This window comes from Alkalicoccobacillus plakortidis, assembly GCF_023703085.1.
Lineage (GTDB): Bacteria > Bacillota > Bacilli > Bacillales > Bacillaceae_D > Alkalicoccobacillus > Alkalicoccobacillus plakortidis.
Genome location: NZ_JAMQJY010000001.1, coordinates 1939650 through 1955952, shown reverse-complemented (window position 1 = coordinate 1955952; position 16303 = coordinate 1939650). Strand labels below are relative to the sequence as shown.

The 16303-nt window shown below is 40.7% G+C and carries 17 protein-coding genes; 16 read left to right on the top strand and 1 reads right to left on the bottom strand.

What is annotated here, in order from left to right:
- Positions 1-5: 5 nt before the first annotated feature.
- From NDM98_RS10410 to NDM98_RS10385, 6 genes are all read left to right on the top strand, one after another.
- Positions 6-1175 carry an ABC transporter ATP-binding protein gene (locus tag NDM98_RS10410; RefSeq protein WP_251607175.1) on the top strand — a complete coding sequence of 390 codons (1170 nt, stop codon included), beginning with the start codon at positions 6-8 and terminating at the stop codon, positions 1173-1175.
- The gene (locus NDM98_RS10405; protein WP_251607172.1) at positions 1105-1614 is read left to right on the top strand and encodes a type 2 periplasmic-binding domain-containing protein; all 510 of its coding nucleotides are present in this window, start codon (positions 1105-1107) and stop codon (positions 1612-1614) included. Before NDM98_RS10410 ends, NDM98_RS10405 begins: the two co-directional genes overlap by 71 nt.
- A complete protein-coding gene (locus tag NDM98_RS10400; protein WP_373370371.1) occupies positions 1497-2105 on the top strand; it encodes a substrate-binding domain-containing protein in 609 nt (202 codons plus the stop codon). Before NDM98_RS10405 ends, NDM98_RS10400 begins: the two co-directional genes overlap by 118 nt.
- Positions 2106-2115: 10 nt before the next feature.
- Positions 2116-2865: an inositol monophosphatase family protein gene (locus NDM98_RS10395; RefSeq protein WP_251607166.1), complete on the top strand. Its 750-nt coding sequence runs from the start codon at positions 2116-2118 to the stop codon at positions 2863-2865.
- Positions 2866-3413: 548 nt separating this feature from the next.
- Positions 3414-3644, top strand: coding sequence for an AbgT family transporter (locus NDM98_RS10390; RefSeq protein WP_251607162.1), 231 nt, complete (start codon positions 3414-3416; stop codon positions 3642-3644).
- Positions 3637-4917, top strand: a complete 1281-nt coding sequence (locus tag NDM98_RS10385) for an AbgT family transporter (RefSeq protein ID WP_251607159.1) — start codon at positions 3637-3639, stop codon at positions 4915-4917. The genes NDM98_RS10390 and NDM98_RS10385 overlap by 8 nt, the downstream gene beginning before the upstream one ends.
- 49 nt (positions 4918-4966) lie before the next feature.
- On the opposite strand, the gene NDM98_RS10380 is transcribed toward NDM98_RS10385, so the two are convergent.
- Complete coding sequence (locus NDM98_RS10380; RefSeq protein WP_251607156.1) at positions 4967-5215, bottom strand: hypothetical protein; 249 nt, start codon at positions 5213-5215, stop codon at positions 4967-4969.
- A gap of 162 nt (positions 5216-5377) precedes the next feature.
- Between NDM98_RS10380 and NDM98_RS10375 the strand changes: the two genes are divergently transcribed.
- The 10 genes from NDM98_RS10375 to NDM98_RS10330 all read left to right on the top strand — a co-directional run bounded on the left by NDM98_RS10375 (position 5378) and on the right by NDM98_RS10330 (position 16258).
- Positions 5378-5797: a universal stress protein gene (locus NDM98_RS10375; RefSeq protein ID WP_251607153.1), complete on the top strand. Its 420-nt coding sequence runs from the start codon at positions 5378-5380 to the stop codon at positions 5795-5797.
- Between the two features lie 198 nt (positions 5798-5995).
- A complete protein-coding gene (locus tag NDM98_RS10370; RefSeq protein WP_251607150.1) occupies positions 5996-6274 on the top strand; it encodes a hypothetical protein in 279 nt (92 codons plus the stop codon).
- Positions 6259-6999 carry a hypothetical protein gene (locus NDM98_RS10365; RefSeq protein WP_251607147.1) on the top strand — a complete coding sequence of 247 codons (741 nt, stop codon included), beginning with the start codon at positions 6259-6261 and terminating at the stop codon, positions 6997-6999. Before NDM98_RS10370 ends, NDM98_RS10365 begins: the two co-directional genes overlap by 16 nt.
- A gap of 68 nt (positions 7000-7067) precedes the next feature.
- Positions 7068-7571 (top strand): VanZ family protein, encoded by a 504-nt coding sequence (locus NDM98_RS10360; protein WP_251607144.1) that lies wholly within the window; start codon positions 7068-7070, stop codon positions 7569-7571.
- Between the two features lie 220 nt (positions 7572-7791).
- On the top strand, positions 7792-10575 hold the full coding sequence (locus tag NDM98_RS10355; protein WP_251607141.1) for a GW dipeptide domain-containing protein: 2784 nt from the start codon (positions 7792-7794) through the stop codon (positions 10573-10575).
- On the top strand, positions 10541-10804 hold the full coding sequence (locus NDM98_RS10350; protein ID WP_251607138.1) for a hypothetical protein: 264 nt from the start codon (positions 10541-10543) through the stop codon (positions 10802-10804). Before NDM98_RS10355 ends, NDM98_RS10350 begins: the two co-directional genes overlap by 35 nt.
- A gap of 1167 nt (positions 10805-11971) precedes the next feature.
- A complete protein-coding gene (locus tag NDM98_RS10345; RefSeq protein ID WP_373370370.1) occupies positions 11972-12652 on the top strand; it encodes a sugar transferase in 681 nt (226 codons plus the stop codon).
- 15 nt (positions 12653-12667) lie between these two features.
- Positions 12668-13750 (top strand): glycosyltransferase family 4 protein, encoded by a 1083-nt coding sequence (locus NDM98_RS10340; RefSeq protein ID WP_251607135.1) that lies wholly within the window; start codon positions 12668-12670, stop codon positions 13748-13750.
- On the top strand, positions 13747-14868 hold the full coding sequence (locus NDM98_RS10335) for a glycosyltransferase family 4 protein (protein WP_251607132.1): 1122 nt from the start codon (positions 13747-13749) through the stop codon (positions 14866-14868). Before NDM98_RS10340 ends, NDM98_RS10335 begins: the two co-directional genes overlap by 4 nt.
- Positions 14869-14881: 13 nt before the next feature.
- Positions 14882-16258, top strand: a complete 1377-nt coding sequence (locus NDM98_RS10330) for a sugar phosphate nucleotidyltransferase (protein ID WP_251607129.1) — start codon at positions 14882-14884, stop codon at positions 16256-16258.
- Positions 16259-16303: the final 45 nt, after the last annotated feature.

The following is a 16303-nucleotide window of genomic DNA, read 5'->3' as shown; positions in this document are numbered from 1 at the left end:
AAGAGATGGCTAAATCCGTTAAACTAGAAAATGTAACGAAAACATTCACCGATGATCAAGGGAAATCGACTCATGCGGTTGATCACATAAATCTTCATATAAAAGAAGGGCAATTCACCACACTTCTTGGGCCTTCAGGTTGCGGCAAAACAACAACACTACGAATGATTGCAGGCTTTGAAGATCTGTCAGAGGGAAACATTTTCTTTGGAGATGAGAACGTTAAACAAATTCCTGCTAATAAACGTGATTGTACGATGGTGTTCCAGTCATATGCCTTGTTTCCGCATATGACTGTTTATGACAACATTTGTTATGGGCTACGATTAAAGAAGCTTTCAAAGCAGGAAATAGACAAACGAGTAACTCCGATCATGGATATTATGAATCTACATGTCAATGCTAATCGTATGCCAAACAAGCTATCTGGAGGACAGCAGCAACGTGTTGCATTAGCAAGAGCATTGGTTATGGAACCAGGTGTGTTATTATTTGATGAACCACTATCAAATCTGGATGCTAAGCTACGAGTTACGATGAGAGATGAGATTCGTCGAATTCAGAAAAAACTTGGCATTACAGCTGTGTACGTGACGCATGATCAAAGTGAGGCAATGAGCTTAAGTGATCAAATTGTTGTCATGAATGCAGGTAAGATCGAACAGGTTGGAACACCAATGGAGATCTATCAACAACCAACATCTAAATTTGTCTCTGATTTTATTGGAACAGCAAATTTCTTAGATGGTAAAGTAGAAAGTACAACCAACGAAAAGCTAACGGTTCAGACTAAGGACTCCAAGTTGGATGTTTATCAAGAGAATGCAATAGAGTTTAAAGAGGGACAATCTGTTTCCATTGTGGTTCGTCCTGAAGCGATTATCATTGATGAGCAAGGTACGGAAAAAGCAAAAGTGACTAAAAGTGTTTTTATGGGTCATATCCAGGAATACGAGGTTGATTATAGTGGAGTCTCACTATACGCCATCGTTGCCGATCCCGGTGGGAAGCAAACCTATTCAGCAGGAGATGAGGTCTCCGTTCGCTTTTCCCAGGCAGTCGTTGCATGTAGTGCCTGCTTCATGATAGAGAGAGGAGGGTATCGTGAGAGGGAGAGTCTATGTTTGTATACTAATGATGCTTATTTTATCTTCCTGTCAGGTGCAAGATCCTAAAGAAACTCTCTATATCTATGCAGGAATGGACGATGCCCATGCGATTAAAGCATTTGAACAATTTGAGCGTGACACAGGCATTCAAGTCGTCTTTAAACGGCTTAGTAACGGAAAAATCCTTGATCTAATCGAAAAAGGAGATACAAAAATTGATGTATGGTATGGTGGTCCTTCCGTTTTGTTTGAAGAAGCAAAACGGGAAGGACTCCTTTCACCTTATATATCGGATAAACGAAAGGAAATTGACCCACTGTATTATGATGCAGAAGGAAACTGGACAGGAGTATATGTCAGTGTGTTAGCACTAGTAGCAAATCGACAATGGCACCTCGAACAAGGCGTGGAGCTACCAAAACGCTTGGACAGATTTGCAACGCGTCGAATACAAAGGCTTGGATTACCTTACCTGATCCGAGTATTACAGGAACGGGGTACTTAACATTAACAATGCTTCATCAATTGTATGGAGAATCACGCACTCGTTCCGTTGTAGAAAATATTAATACGAACGTGTCGGAGTATGCCTCAACAGGTATGGCGCCTGGACGTGTGGTTGGATCGAAAAAAAGTGCAGCAACGATTATGTTTGCCCATGACGCGATGCGCTTAAAACATGAAGGCTATAACGAATTAGTTATCATCTATCCAAATGAACCAACGATGTATGAAATCGGTGCTGTCGCCATCACACAAGCAGCTGAAAACTCAGAACAAGCCAAAACCTTTGTCGACTGGGCCTTATCCAAAGAAGCGCAGGAAATTGGCAAACGAGTCGGAAGCTATCAGTACTTAACCAACCTCACAGCCTCACAGCCCGAACAAGCTATTGACCCATCCGAGTTATTAATGACAATCCCCGATCATACATTATCAAGCACCCAACGACAGAAATGGATCTCTCAATTTCAAGAGTGGACACATATGGAATAAGGAGGACGAAATGGAAGACTATAAAGCGTTTATCGAAAAAGCATTAAACGAAGCAAGCCAGCTTATTAAGCAGAAGCTTGGTGATTTTACTGTAGAAACCAAAGCCAACCCAAATGATCTGGTGACCGATATTGATCGATTAGTCGAAACCTATTTTGTAGACCAAATTCAATCGCATTTCCCTAACGACCATATCATTGGAGAAGAAGGAATAGCAGATCAAGCAAAGGACCTCTCAGGCACCGTTTGGATTATCGACCCAATAGACGGAACCATGAACTTTGTCCATCAACAGAAGCACTTCGCCATTTCAATTGGAGTAGTTGTTGATAGCAAACCCACTTTAGGCTATGTACTAGACGTGCACGCAGACGATCTTTACTCTGCTGAAGTCGGCAAAGGCGCGTGGTTAAACGGGAACGTACTGGAGAAAAAGAAGACTACTCCATTAAACGAAGCTGTCATAGGAGTGGACCATAGCTTTTTTGATCGCCAACCATCTATTAATCAAGTTCGCGCACAAGTCCGTGGCTTACGCATGATGGGAGTCGGAGCCATTGAGCTAGCCTACGTCGCAGCAGGCAAACTCGACGGATTTGTCACAAACAAAATTAACCCGTGGGACTACGCCGGAGCCGCCGTTCTTGCCATAGAAGCAGGAGTAGAAATCACGCAACTATCAGGAGAACCACTAGATTTTTGGAGTCAAAGTGACTTGTGGTGTGGCAATGTAGCCGATAAGGAAACGTTGTGGAAATAGAGTTGGAGTCAGACCTCGGGGAGCGGGGTCTTTTTTTGTTCGGGAATTTTGGGGTGTGTGTGGTGTTGGAGTCCGACTTGGTGGATGGACCTGACTGATTGCTCTTGGTTTTTAAGTCTAGTTCTTGGTAATTGAGGTTTTATCTTAGTGTGGGTGGGACGCTCTTGCTAAGGGATCAATTCTTCTTAGTATGGATCACTATCTCTTGATAAGACCCCAATTCATCTGACTAAAGATCAATCATTCTTGCTAAACCTCCAATTCTTCTGAGTACGCCCCCTCCGCTCTTGCTACCCCCTCAATTCGTCTTTATATCCAACAACCTTTCTTACTAATTCCCCAGTGCCTCTTGATGACTAACCATTCTTTTTTGATAACGCAGTCATCCTTCTTACTAACACTCTCCCGCCAAATCTCCCAACTCCTCTCCACATCTCTATCCTTGCAATCTTCCTCCCGCCCCTTTAGAATTGTTTACTATTCATTGATTTGTCAGAATGTTAGGATATCTGACAGGGACTATACATAGGTTAGGGGACACGGTTTAGATGTTCAGACGAGGGTTTCAACGAGTATTAATGGGAGTGGAGAAAGTAGGGAATTTGCTTCCGCAGCCGATTACGATTTTTTTACTATTGATAGGGTTGTTGTTTGTCTTGTCTACTGCTTTTCAGATTGCTTGGATGACGGTGACAAATCCGGCGACGGAGGAAGTTACGGAGATTCGTAGTTTATTGAGTGGTGAAGGGATTACCTTTATGACTAGTACGCTTGGTTGAGAACTTTACGGGCTTTGCTCCGCTAGGGTTAGTGCTAACGATTATGTTAGGGATTGGTTTAGCGGAGCGGGTTGGGCTTTTGTCGGCTTTTATTAAGAAATTGATGATGGCAGCTCCGGTTTGGTTGGTGCCTTATGCAATCTTTTTTATGGGGAACTTTGCGACGGTAGCTGCTGATTCTGCTTATTTAATTGTGCCGCCACTTGCGGGTATTATTTATTATTCATTAGGCCGCCACCCAATTGCGGGTGTGGTGACGGGTTTTGTTGGGGTATCGAGTGGCTATGCGACAGGTATCTTAATTACATCAAATGAGCCGTTATTAGCTGGGATTTCGAATGAAGCAATGGCTGTCTTAAGTTTAGAGGGTACGGTGACACCAGTTAGTAACTATTTCTTTATGATAGCTGGAGCGCTCCTCTGTACCATCATTGGAGGAACAATCACAAGAAAGCTGACTGAACCACGCCTTGGAGCGTATACAGGTGATGTGGTTGAGTCAACGGAGCCAGTTTCAAAAGAAGAGACAAGCGCTTTGAAGTTAACTGGTTTAGTAGCTTTTATCTATATTGCAATCCTTGTTGTGGGTATGATCGTGCCTAATAGTTTCCTTCTAAATGAGGACGGAGGATTGGTGCCATCACCTTTTATTGATGGGATTGTGGTCTATCTACTGATTTTATTTGCTCTTATTGGTTTGACGTATGGGATTAAGATGAAGCGTATTTCTGGTATGAAGGATGTTGCTAATTATATGGGTGAGGCCATTGGCAGCATGCGAAACTTCATTGTACTAGTATTTTTCATTGGGCAATTTACTGCCTTTTTTCAGTGGTCGGGTATCGGACTGTGGGTTTCTGTAAATGGAACAAACTTTCTTGAAGCTGTGAATTTTACCGGGTTTGGATTGATCATTACTTTTATATTAATGACTTCTCTAATGAATCTAGTAATCACCAGTGGTTCTGGACAGTGGGCAATCTTTGCCCCAATTTTTATTCCAATGTTTATTCAATTGGGCTACGATCCTGCTTTCACGCAAATGGCGTATCGTGTTGGTGATTCTTCTACCAGTATGCTTACTCCACTATCTGCGTATACGATGATTACACTAGAATTTATTCGGAAGTATCAAAAGGATGCAGGGTTTGGTTCTCTTATCTCCTTAACACTTCCATATGCGGTGTGTGTACTAGTTGGTATGACACTGCTGCTAGCTATCTTTTACGTATTTGGAATTCCGGTAGGCCCTGGGTCAGGTGTGAGATTATAGGATTAGTAACAAAGTGAGTACTTTAACGATCCGTTAAAGTGCTCTTTTTTTATAACAAAATTCCGAAACCCAATATGACTACAGCTGTCGATAAATCCACTACTCCTATAGCTCGATAACCCATTTTAAGAGAAGCAAACCCTGCTATCAGAAGCATCGTGAAGACAATGCCTGAGAGAATGGATGAGATCATTGAGTACTCGACTCCAGTTTGTCTTGCTGTAATAAAAAAGACAGTTAAAAATAATGCAAATATCAGTCTAATTAAAATCTGTACCTTGATCGCATTTTTTGACATCGTATCCTCCTTATTTTGGGTATTTATCCTAATGCATACCCTGAACACTATTTGGGAAACCTTTCCTTTGAGGGTTTAGGTGTTATTAATAGAAAAAAAGGGTATAGAATAATAACTGGCCGGTTATTCAGATTATACAAGATAGCGACAGGAGTGTGGCATATGTTTAAACGAATACTGGTAGCAACGGACGGATCAAAACATGCGAGAAAAGGTATAGAAAAAGCAATAGAAATGGTGGAGCCATATAAAAAAGAAGTTCATATCGATCTCGTTTACTGTGTTGATGTAAGAGGTCACTCGGAAGTCTTTTTATATAGCGATAACACGGAGGCGGACGCTTTAGCCAAAAGAATGCTTGCTGAAAATACGGAATATCTTATATCAGAAGGGATTTCAACTGGCAGCTTCTATTTGCGTGGTGAACCCGCCCGCATGGTTCTATTGCACCTAAAGGAAAATGATTATGACTGCTTAGTTGTCGGAAGCCGCGGTCGTAATGAATTGCAAACCCTTGTGCTAGGAAGTGTTAGCCATAAACTAGCTAAGCACGCTAAAATACCAGTGTTGATTGTGCGATAGTGATTAGAGCCATACCCGAGGAGGGTGGGGCTCTTTTTTGCGTGAAGTCACTGAATAAGGATAAATAGATTCCCGCATATTCTTTCATTTAATAGTGTTTTCATCATTGTCATGGAATTCTCACCCAAAACCAAGAAATTATTGTTACAATAAACAGTACTTAGTATAAGAGCGTGCAAGAAGAAAGGTGTGTTTCATTTGGAACGTACAGGTTTATGGACGGCTGTTCCAATTTCAGCAGTACTATTAGTATCGGCAGCTTGCAACAATACGGAGGAGCCGTCACAAGAGCAAGAGATTGATATGAAGGAACAATATCTTGACTCCCTTACAGAGGTAGAAAAAGACCTCGGGGACTTGCAGTCAGCAGTGCTACTTTTTTTGATAGACTTGTTGAGGATGGGCATTATGTCAATTCGCTTATCCATATCCAAGAAAAACAAGAAGCACTTGATGAGACGATGTCTACTTATTTAGATAGAACGACGGAAGAAGGGATACCCGAACCATATCAGGAACTTCATGTTAATCTCCTTAATTTAAAAAGAAATCATGAATCAATCGTATCTTTTAGTGAGTATCAATTAATGGAAAATGATTTTATGAGGTTTGCTGAGGAATATGCTGGTCTTATTTCCGACTTTGATAATCAATTGGAGCAATATGAAGAGAAAGTAACGGAGCATGATTTAGCTACCGATTTATCTACATATGAAGATTTATTAGATCAGGAGTCGTATTCGATTGGTGATGTAACTGTTTTAATGCTTGGCCTACAGCTAGATGAATATCTAAACGTTTTTGGTGAATATGTTGGATACTATTTAGAGGAGCAAGCTGACTTGAATGAAGCATTGATCCGAATGGAGGAAGTAGGATTTGCTGAGCTTGAAGAGGGAGAATTGCAAGGTTTAATCAACACGATTCATAGTCAAAGAAATATTGTTACAACCTTTTTAGATGAACAGTATCCTGAAAATGCCGAAGAACTTCATGATTTTTTTACAGAAGAAGCGAGAGTGTATCTTGATGTGAATTTGTTATTATTCACTTCTTTAGAAGCAAGAAACGAACTTATTGTTGAGGAAGCACTCAACAAATTGGAAGAGATAGAACATTCACTTCCAGAAAAAAAGCAAGAAATGGAGCAAGTTATCGATCTGATAAAGGATTCTATCGCTCTCAGGTCAGAGCAAATCTAACATTGTCCACCTTGGAAAATAATGCTACAATTTTATGAATATCTAAACCTTGAAAGAACGGTGATTCCTTGCAAGAGAAAACGAAGCTGTACATCACTGCTGCCCTGCTTGTGGGGGTCATTAGTCTCATTTTTTACTCAACGTCTCAACCATACTCTAACCAGGATATTCGGCCCACGCTAAATAAGCTGCCGATTCACTGGCTTGAGAATACGTTCGTGAATAAGATCTCCTTCACGTATGGATACCAAACGCGAAGTATTGAGGCGAATGGAGTCGCTGGATTTGTTGAATTTTTTATTCGCAAAGCCTCGCATCTCTCTGTGTTTGCTGTAGTAGGCTTTCTCGCTACGAGATTACTTGCCTTTTTTGTGCGAACACGAACGGCAGCAGCCATCACATTCTTCTCGGTACTTATGTATGCAAGTATTGATGAGACGCGCCAGTACTTCAGTGCAGAACGTCAAGGTTTGATCGGTGACGTCATCATTGATACGGTCGGAGGCTCCATTGGCATCCTGTTAATGGTTTGGTGGTTAAAACAAAAGAAACGAAAACGCAGTGCCTACTAGGTACTGTGTTTTTTGTATTCTTTTTTCCTGAAAGTGTAAACATTCATCTGAGAATACCGATGTAATAATAGACTGTATATTTTACAAAAATGTGAAAATACCATTAGACTTTTTGATATTTTTTCATATTTATGTAGGAACAGTTCCGTTCTATATAGTATAATAGGACTGGGTTTTAAGAAGTAAACCTTTATTACTACACTATAAAAAGGAGTTTTGTATGAAGAAAATTGTCACCATGTTTGTTGTCTTTTTTCTATTGTTTAACCTTTTGTCACCATATGCTGCGCTTGCAGAATCTAATGTAACGAGTGATCCTATTGCTGATTTCGAAGACCCTATTACGATAGAAGAGGATACATATGAGCTTGAGGATTTAAATGCTTGTCTATCTGACCTACTAAAAAGGGACGAACTTAGCAAAGAAGATCTAGAAGACTTTGACCTAGATCAACTCGAACTTACTGAAGAGGAATTAACTGTTCTTCTCGAACTTAACGAAGAAGAATTATCTGTTCTTAATGATTGCTTGTTGCTTCTTACGCAAGAAGAAGAACCTGCAAACGAAGAAATGGTGACTGAAGAAGAAGCTGTGACTGAAGAGGAAGCAGTTGAAGAAGCTGTAACTGAAGAAGGAACAGAAGAAGAAGCTGTAACTGAAGAAGAAGCAGTGGAAGAAGTTGTGACTGAGGACGAAGCAGAAGAAACTGTAACTGAAGAGGGAACAGAAGAAACTGTAACTGAAGAGGAAGCAGAAGAAACTGTAACTGAAGAGGAAGCAGAAGAAACTGTAACTGAAGAGGGAACAGAAGAAGAAGAAGCTGTGACTGAAGAGGAAGCAGAAGAAGCTGTGACTGAAGAAGAAGCAGTGGAAGAAACTGTAACTGAAGAGAAAATAGAGGAAGAGCTTGCGATTGAAGAAGAAGTAGAAGACATGCCAATGTTTAGCATGTTCGCTATGAGAGTGGCAAGTGATCCTGTTAAGAAGTCAACAAGTAGACTCGGTCATTTATATAAAAGTGCAAAAGTTTATAAAGAGTTAGGTAATAGTTCAACATTAAATACAAGTCAATTAATAAACACGGTTTATTATATTAAACGTGAAGCAGTTTATAATGGAGGCACCTATTATTTAATTAGTACACAACCAAGCGCAGTAAATGGAACAGTAGGTTGGGTGCACACCTCAGATGTTAGTACACATGCACACACCGGTGTTGATAAAACGCAGAAAACTTTTTATGTAAAGGGAATTGGAAAAGCCTATTCAAAAGCATGGGGCGGTTCCAAGGACTTAGTCTATAACCTATCGAATTATAAAGGCTATCAGTTTTCAGTTAGTTTAACAGAAAAAGTTGGTAATAATACTTGGTATCGAGGAAAGTTAAATGGGAAAACGGTATGGATGCATAGCACATATTTAGATACTAATCCAGTTATAGGGGAAAGTTCTACAAGTAGACTTGGTCATTTATATAAAAGTGCAAAAGTTTATAAAGAGTTAGGTAATAGTTCAACATTAAATACAAGTCAATTAATAAACACGGTTTATTATATTAAACGTGAAGCAGTTTATAATGGAGGCACCTATTATTTAATTAGTACACAACCAAGCGCAGTAAATGGAACAGTAGGTTGGGTGCACACCTCAGATATTAGTACACATGCACACACTGGTGTTGATAAAACGCAGAAAACTTTTTATGTAAAGGGAATTGGAAAAGCCTATTCAAAAGCATGGGGCGGTTCCAAGGACTTAGTCTATAACCTATCGAATTATAAAGGCTATCAGTTTTCAGTTAGTTTAACAGAAAAAGTTGGTAATAATACTTGGTATCGAGGAAAGTTAAATGGGAAAACGGTATGGATGCATAGCACATATTTAGATACTAATCCAGTTGTAGGGGAAAGTTCTACAGGTAGACTTGGTCATTTATATAAAAGTGCAAAAGTTTATAAAGAGTTAGGTAATAGTTCAACATTAAATACAAGTCAATTAATAAACACGGTTTATTATATTAAACGTGAAGCAGTTTATAATGGAGGCACCTATTATTTAATTAGTACACAACCAAGCGCAGTAAATGGAACAGTAGGTTGGGTACACACCTCAGATGTTAGTACTCATGCACATACAACTTCAGATAAGAACCAAATTAATTTTTATATTGATGGTACAGGAAAAGCTTATTCAAAAGCGTGGGGAGGGTCGAAAGATCATGTTTATAATCTTTCGAACTATAGAAACCAAATATTTAAAACGAATTTAACTGAAAAGGTTGGCAATAATATTTGGTATCGTGGAACTCTAAACAATCGAACAGTTTGGATCCATGAGAGTTATTTATCAAAAAATAAGGATACTTATTCGAGCTACAACCTAACACTTGATCAAGCAGCAAACATGCAGTACGGAGCAAACGCTCAAACAGACCGCTACACTCAATACGTTCATAAAAATTATGTACGCAAAAGTGGAAATAACTACTTCGTAAATGCTACAACTCTTAATGTTCGTAGTGGCCCTGGAACAAACTATGCAGTTGTAGATCAATTGAAAAATGGAAAAAGGCTTTCCATCCGTCGTCAAACTGGTGACTGGTATCAATTGTTCTGGGTAGATGCAACGAAAAAAGATATTATCTACTACCTAGATCCGAACAACTTTATTAACGATAAGATTCAACAGTTCCAGTTCCTTGACTTAGCAAAAACAAGTGGAGCAACTGAAACGGCTTTAAACAATTACTTGCGCGGCAAAGGAACTTTAGCTGGACAAGGAAAAGCATTCATTGACGCAGGACGAACTCACGGAATCAATGACATTTACTTACTCTCTCACGCACTACTTGAGACAGGAAATGGTGGTTCTACCCTTGCTCGTGGAGTGAAATATAACGGTGTCACTGTTTACAATATGTACGGTATTGGCGCGGTAGACAGCTGCCCAATTGAATGTGGTTCAAAATATGCATATGAACAAGGCTTGGACAACTCCTTATAAATCAATCGTAGGTGGAGCTAAGTTTATTGGCGATCGATATGTATTGGCTGGACAAAATTCGCTTTACAAAATGCGTTGGAATCCAGAAGGAATGGTACGTAACGGCCGTCCAACTCACCAATATGCAACCGATATTGGTTGGGCATCAAAACAAGTGCATAGCATGTACAATCTTTATCAGGGTATTGGCTCATATAACTTGAGCTTAGATATTCCGGTTTATCGTTAACATGATTAAACTCCGACTATGCGGTCGGAGTTTTTTTGTTGTGGGGGGAAGGGGGAGAGGAGCGATGATTCTTGGTAAGCTGATGTTGCGCTTGGTAAGGGGGAGAAGTTCTTGCTGATTGAGAGCCGCGCTTGGCAAAGTGTTGCTGCGTCTTGGTAAGAGGACAGAGCTCTTGGAAAGAGTGAGGAAGTTCTTGCTGATCAGGTGCTGCGCTTGGTAAGTGCATAAACCGGCTTGATAAGGAGTCATTTCCTCTGAGTAAAGAGAATTGCGCTTGCTAAAGCACCGAAGCATCTTGGAGAAGCAGAAGTTCCTCTTGCTAAATCTCAGCACCGTCTTGGTCCCCTTAAATGAATTAAAAATGGTTCATTTTTATCCTTATTTCAATTGAAGTAACACATATGTTTCTTGGTAAGAGGCACAAGCTCTTGAAAAGAGCAGGGAAGTTCTTGCTGAAGGGGTTCTGAGCTTGGTAAAGTGTTGCTGCGCTTGGTAAGTGCATAAACCGGCTTGATAAGGAGTCATTTCCTCTGAGTAAAGAGAATCGCGCTTGCTAAAGCACCGAAGCATCTTGGAGAAGCATGAGTTCCTCTTGCTAAATCCCAGCACCGTCTTGGTCCTCCTTAAATGAATAAAAATGGTCCATTTTTATCCTTATATCATTTTTGCGCCCACACTCTTGCCACACCTCCACACCCCCCCTTTTCAGTCCTGATTAAATTGTCATACCTTTGTCGCTATATGTAAGACTAATTTTATTAGAGGTGTGAGAAAAGTCGTGATTTTGTTCGTTATAATGAAAAATATATAGGTTTTTAGTTGATCATTCCTGAATCGTACTTTATAATGAACGACAAGTTCTTATTTAAGAACGATCGTTTGATAAATTTCGATCGTATATGTTTTCGGTTACTTCTTCCTGAGCCGTTATCGTCGGAAGAACTCGATTGTTCTGTGGGTTTTGGCCTTAGGCGCTTGTCGCCGCTGAGCAGTGTGAGGGGAGGTTAGATGCCTCTGGGGGAAACCTCGTAGCTATAGATTCGAATGGGTAAGCAGGTCCTTTCGAGGGGAGGGTGAGAGTCTGCTTAGGCATTTGCAAGAGACTATTTTTTTGTGAGATCGTTCTTATTTGAGAACGGACTAAGACAGATCCATTGGAGGTAAAGGATGGGCGTATCTAAAGGAACTTCTGTTCATACTGCAAGTGAGAGTTTAGATGCAACAATGGATCAGCCTAGTTATTTGTATGTGAAACGTTTGCTAGATGTGTGTGGAGCAATCATTGGTCTTGTGATGACTTTACCGCTTTGTTTGGTGATTGGCTTATCGTATTTATTTGAGGAGAAACGAGGTCCGATTTTCTTTAGGCAGCAACGTGTAGGGAAAAATGGGAAGTTGTTTTACATTTATAAATTTCGTTCGATGGTCATCGATGCGGAGGACAAGATGAGAGCAGATGAAATACTTTATCAAAAATATGTGGCGAATAATTATAAGCTTGAGCCTCATGAGGATCCACGTGTGACAAAAATAGGGGCATTTTTGCGTAAGACAAGCCTAGATGAGCTTCCACAGCTGATTAATGTGTTAAAAGGTGAGATGAGTTTGGTGGGTCCACGTCCTGTAGTTCAGGACGAGCTTGTGGAATATCGGGATAGAGTGAATCTTTTTCTATCGGTGAAACCAGGGGTAACGGGTTATTGGCAAGTGACGGGTCGGAGTGAAGTTGTCTATCCGGAGCGTGTGGATGTTGAGCTTTTTTATGTGAAGAATCGCAGTGTGAGTTTGGATGTATCGATTATTTTCAGAACAGTTTGGAAAGTCCTGATGCGTAATGGAGCTTATTGAGAAGGTGGGGAGACTATGGTCAAGACGATCACAATTGATGTACGGATGATCCATCATTCAGGAATTGGTACATACATCAGAAATATTGTGCCGTATGTTCTTGATTCCTCCTTTGAGGTTAGATTACTTGGTGATCCACAAGAGATAAAACAGTTGGGGTGGGATTTGTTACCGAATGTTAGGGTGTTGCCGACGACAGAAGCAATCTATTCAATCGGAGAGCAATTACATATCCCTAGGAAAGTGACAAGTGATTCAGACCTGCTTTGGGTACCGCATTTTAACATTCCTATTTCGTATAAGGGTAGGTTGCTTGTGACGGTGCATGATGCGTTTCATCTGGCTATGCCGCATTTGCTTGATGGCAAGCTGAAAAAGCTGTATTCCCGTTTTTTATTTAAGAGTGTAGGTAAAAAAGCAAATCAGGTGATTACAGTATCAAATTTTTCGAAACAGGAGCTACATCAGCATTTAGGTAAGCAAATGCCTGTCTCAACGATTTACAATGGGGTGGCAAAGGATTGGTTCGCGAGTGAGTTTGCCGAAGTGAATGAGAAGAAGCCGTATATTGTCTATGTGGGCAATGTGAAGCCTCATAAAAACTTGCGTGTGCTCCTAGATGCCTTTTCAAGAGTTGCTGATCAGATTCCACATAAGCTTGTGATTGTTGGCAAAAAAGAAGGGTTTGTTTCAGGAGATGCAACGTTTCTTGAGCGATCTTCGGCTCTTGGAGACCGGATCTCTTTTACGGGTTATGTGTCAGATGATGTGTTAAAAAGTTATATCCACCATGCTGAGGTGTTGGTATTTCCATCTTTGTATGAAGGGTTTGGACTTCCGCCGCTAGAGGCGATGGCTTGTGGCACACCTACATTAGTATCTACGGCGGCTTCGATTCCTGAGGTGTGTGAGGCAGGAGCTGTTTATTTTGATCCTCATGATGATGTGGAGTTAAGTGAGCAGTTAGTGAGGCTTTTAAACAATAAAAGCTTACAACAAGAAATGATCAAAAAAGGCCGAGAACAAGTCCAGCAATTTACGTGGAGCCGAAGTGCAGAGCAACATTTGAAAGTCATTGAGGAGCTGATAGCAACATGAGGGTCGCGATTGTGCATGATTGGTTAGTGAGCTATGCGGGGTCAGAGAAGGTACTTGAGGCCTTGATTCACATTTACCCTGACGCTGATTTGTTTAGTACGGTTGACTTTCTTGAAAAGGGGCAGAGGGGTTTTATTCAGGATAAGCCAGTGCAAACAACGTTTATTCAAAATCTTCCCTTTTCAAAAAAGAAATACCGTCAGTATCTTCCGTTGATGCCACTGGCAATTGAGCAGCTTGATGTCTCCGATTATGATGTGGTGATTTCAAGCTCACATGCGGTGGCAAAAGGAATCATTACAGGGCCGGATCAATTGCATATTTCCTACATTCATTCACCAATCCGATATGCGTGGGATTTGCAGCACCAATATTTGAAAGAGTCGAATTTAAACAAGGGTATAAAAGGAATGGTCGCTAAATCAGTCCTACATTATATGCGCATGTGGGATTACCGGACTTCTAACAGCGTTGATCATTTTTTGGCTAATTCTTATTTTATTGGTAATCGAATTAAGAAAGTGTATCAGCGGCAGGCAAAGGTGATTTATCCACCTGTTGATGTATCTGCTTTTACATTAAATAAGAAAAAAGATGATTTTTACTTAACTGCTTCAAGAATGGTTCCTTATAAAAAAATGGATTTGATTGTACAAGCATTTGCGGAAATGCCGGATAAGCAGCTGTATGTAATTGGTGATGGGCCGGATATGGAGAAAATCAAAAAGAAGGTGACACCGAATATTACCTTGCTTGGTTATCAATCCTTTGAGGTGCTGCTTGACTATATGCAGAGAGCTCGGGCTTTTGTTTTTGCAGCAGAAGAGGATTTTGGTATTACTCCAGTTGAGGCGCAGGCTTGTGGGACACCGGTTATTGCTTATGGAAAAGGTGGGGCACTGGAGACGGTGATAGGCTTGGATCGTGAGCAGTCAACCGGGTTATTTTTTTATAAGCAAGAAACTCAAGCCATCCAGGAAGCCGTTCGGACATTTGAACAGAAGAGCTTACTTTTTCAGCCGGAATTAATTCGAGAACATGCTTTGCAATTTTCACCTGAACACTTTAAGAGCCAATTTGAGCAGTATGTGATGGATGAATACAAAACATTTGGATAGGAGTGTGAGTGGGTTGAACATTGTACTTTTATCAGGTGGTTCTGGAAAACGACTCTGGCCATTATCCAATGACACACGATCCAAACAATTTCTTAAAGTTTTAAAAGATGATGACGGCAAGCAGATTTCAATGGTTCAGCGCGTCTGGAAGCAATTGAAAAACGTCGATTTAGATCAACAGTCAGTCATTGCAACGGGCATTTCGCAGGTAGAAATGATTCATAACCAGCTATGTCACGAGGTTGATGTGGTGGTTGAGCCTGAACGGCGAGATACATTCCCGGCGATTGCATTAGCAGCTGTCTACCTGTATTCCATTCGAGGAGTTTCGTTAAATGAAGTGATTGCTGTTCTTCCTGTTGATTCGTATGTGGAGGATGAATTTTTTGAAAAAGTAAAAGAGATGGAGTCAGCCTTACTTAATAGTCAGGCGGATATTGCGCTTTTAGGTGTAAAGCCGACCTACGCCTCTGAAAAATACGGATACATTGTTCCGACAAATATGCCTGGGCATGCCTACGCATCGGTAAGTCATTTTAAAGAAAAACCAACCGAACAAGATGCCGCTGAGCTTATAAAAAAGCATGCCTTGTGGAACTGTGGTGTGGCGGCATTCACGCTTGATTATATGATTAATCTTCTTACAAAAGCAGGTCTACCCATCTCCTATGATGCTCTTTCACTTAAGTATTCAGAGCTAGAGAAAATTAGCTTTGACTATGCCGTTTTAGAGCAGGCTGAAAATGTAATTACACTGTCGTATCAAGGCAAGTGGAAGGATCTTGGTACATGGAATACACTTACAGAGGAAATGAGTACAAACATTGTCGGAAAAGGTGTGATTGCAGAAGAATGTAGCAATACGCACCTCATTAATGAGCTCGATCTGCCGGTTGCGGTACTCGGAATAAATGATGCGGTAGTTGCGGTCAGTCCGGATGGCATTCTTGTTTCCAGTAAGCAGGCAAGCCCAGGTGTTAAGGAACTAACGGAAACACTAGGCGGGCGGCCGATGTATGAAGAACGGCGTTGGGGATGGTACCGGGTGATGGATTACAGCACATTAGAGGATGGCAGTGAGGTTTTGACTCAACGAGTTCATATAGAATCCGGAAAAAATAGTAGCTATCAGGTTCATCATCGGCGCAGTGAGGTCTGGACCATTATTCAGGGAGAGGCAGAATGTGTGTTAAACGAGCGGATCATTCCATTGAAAGCAGGAGATGTACTGCAAATTCCATCTGGAGTCAAACATGCAATACGTGCGATAAGCAATGTGGAATTGATTGAAGTGCAATCTGGCCTTGAGTTAATGGAGCAAGACATTGTGCGTATTCGTAAAACCTGGGAAGAAATTGAACAGTTGATGAATACACACGTGAATTCTTAAAGATAAACACCTAGTTAAATACTGCATAAGATAAGATCACATACC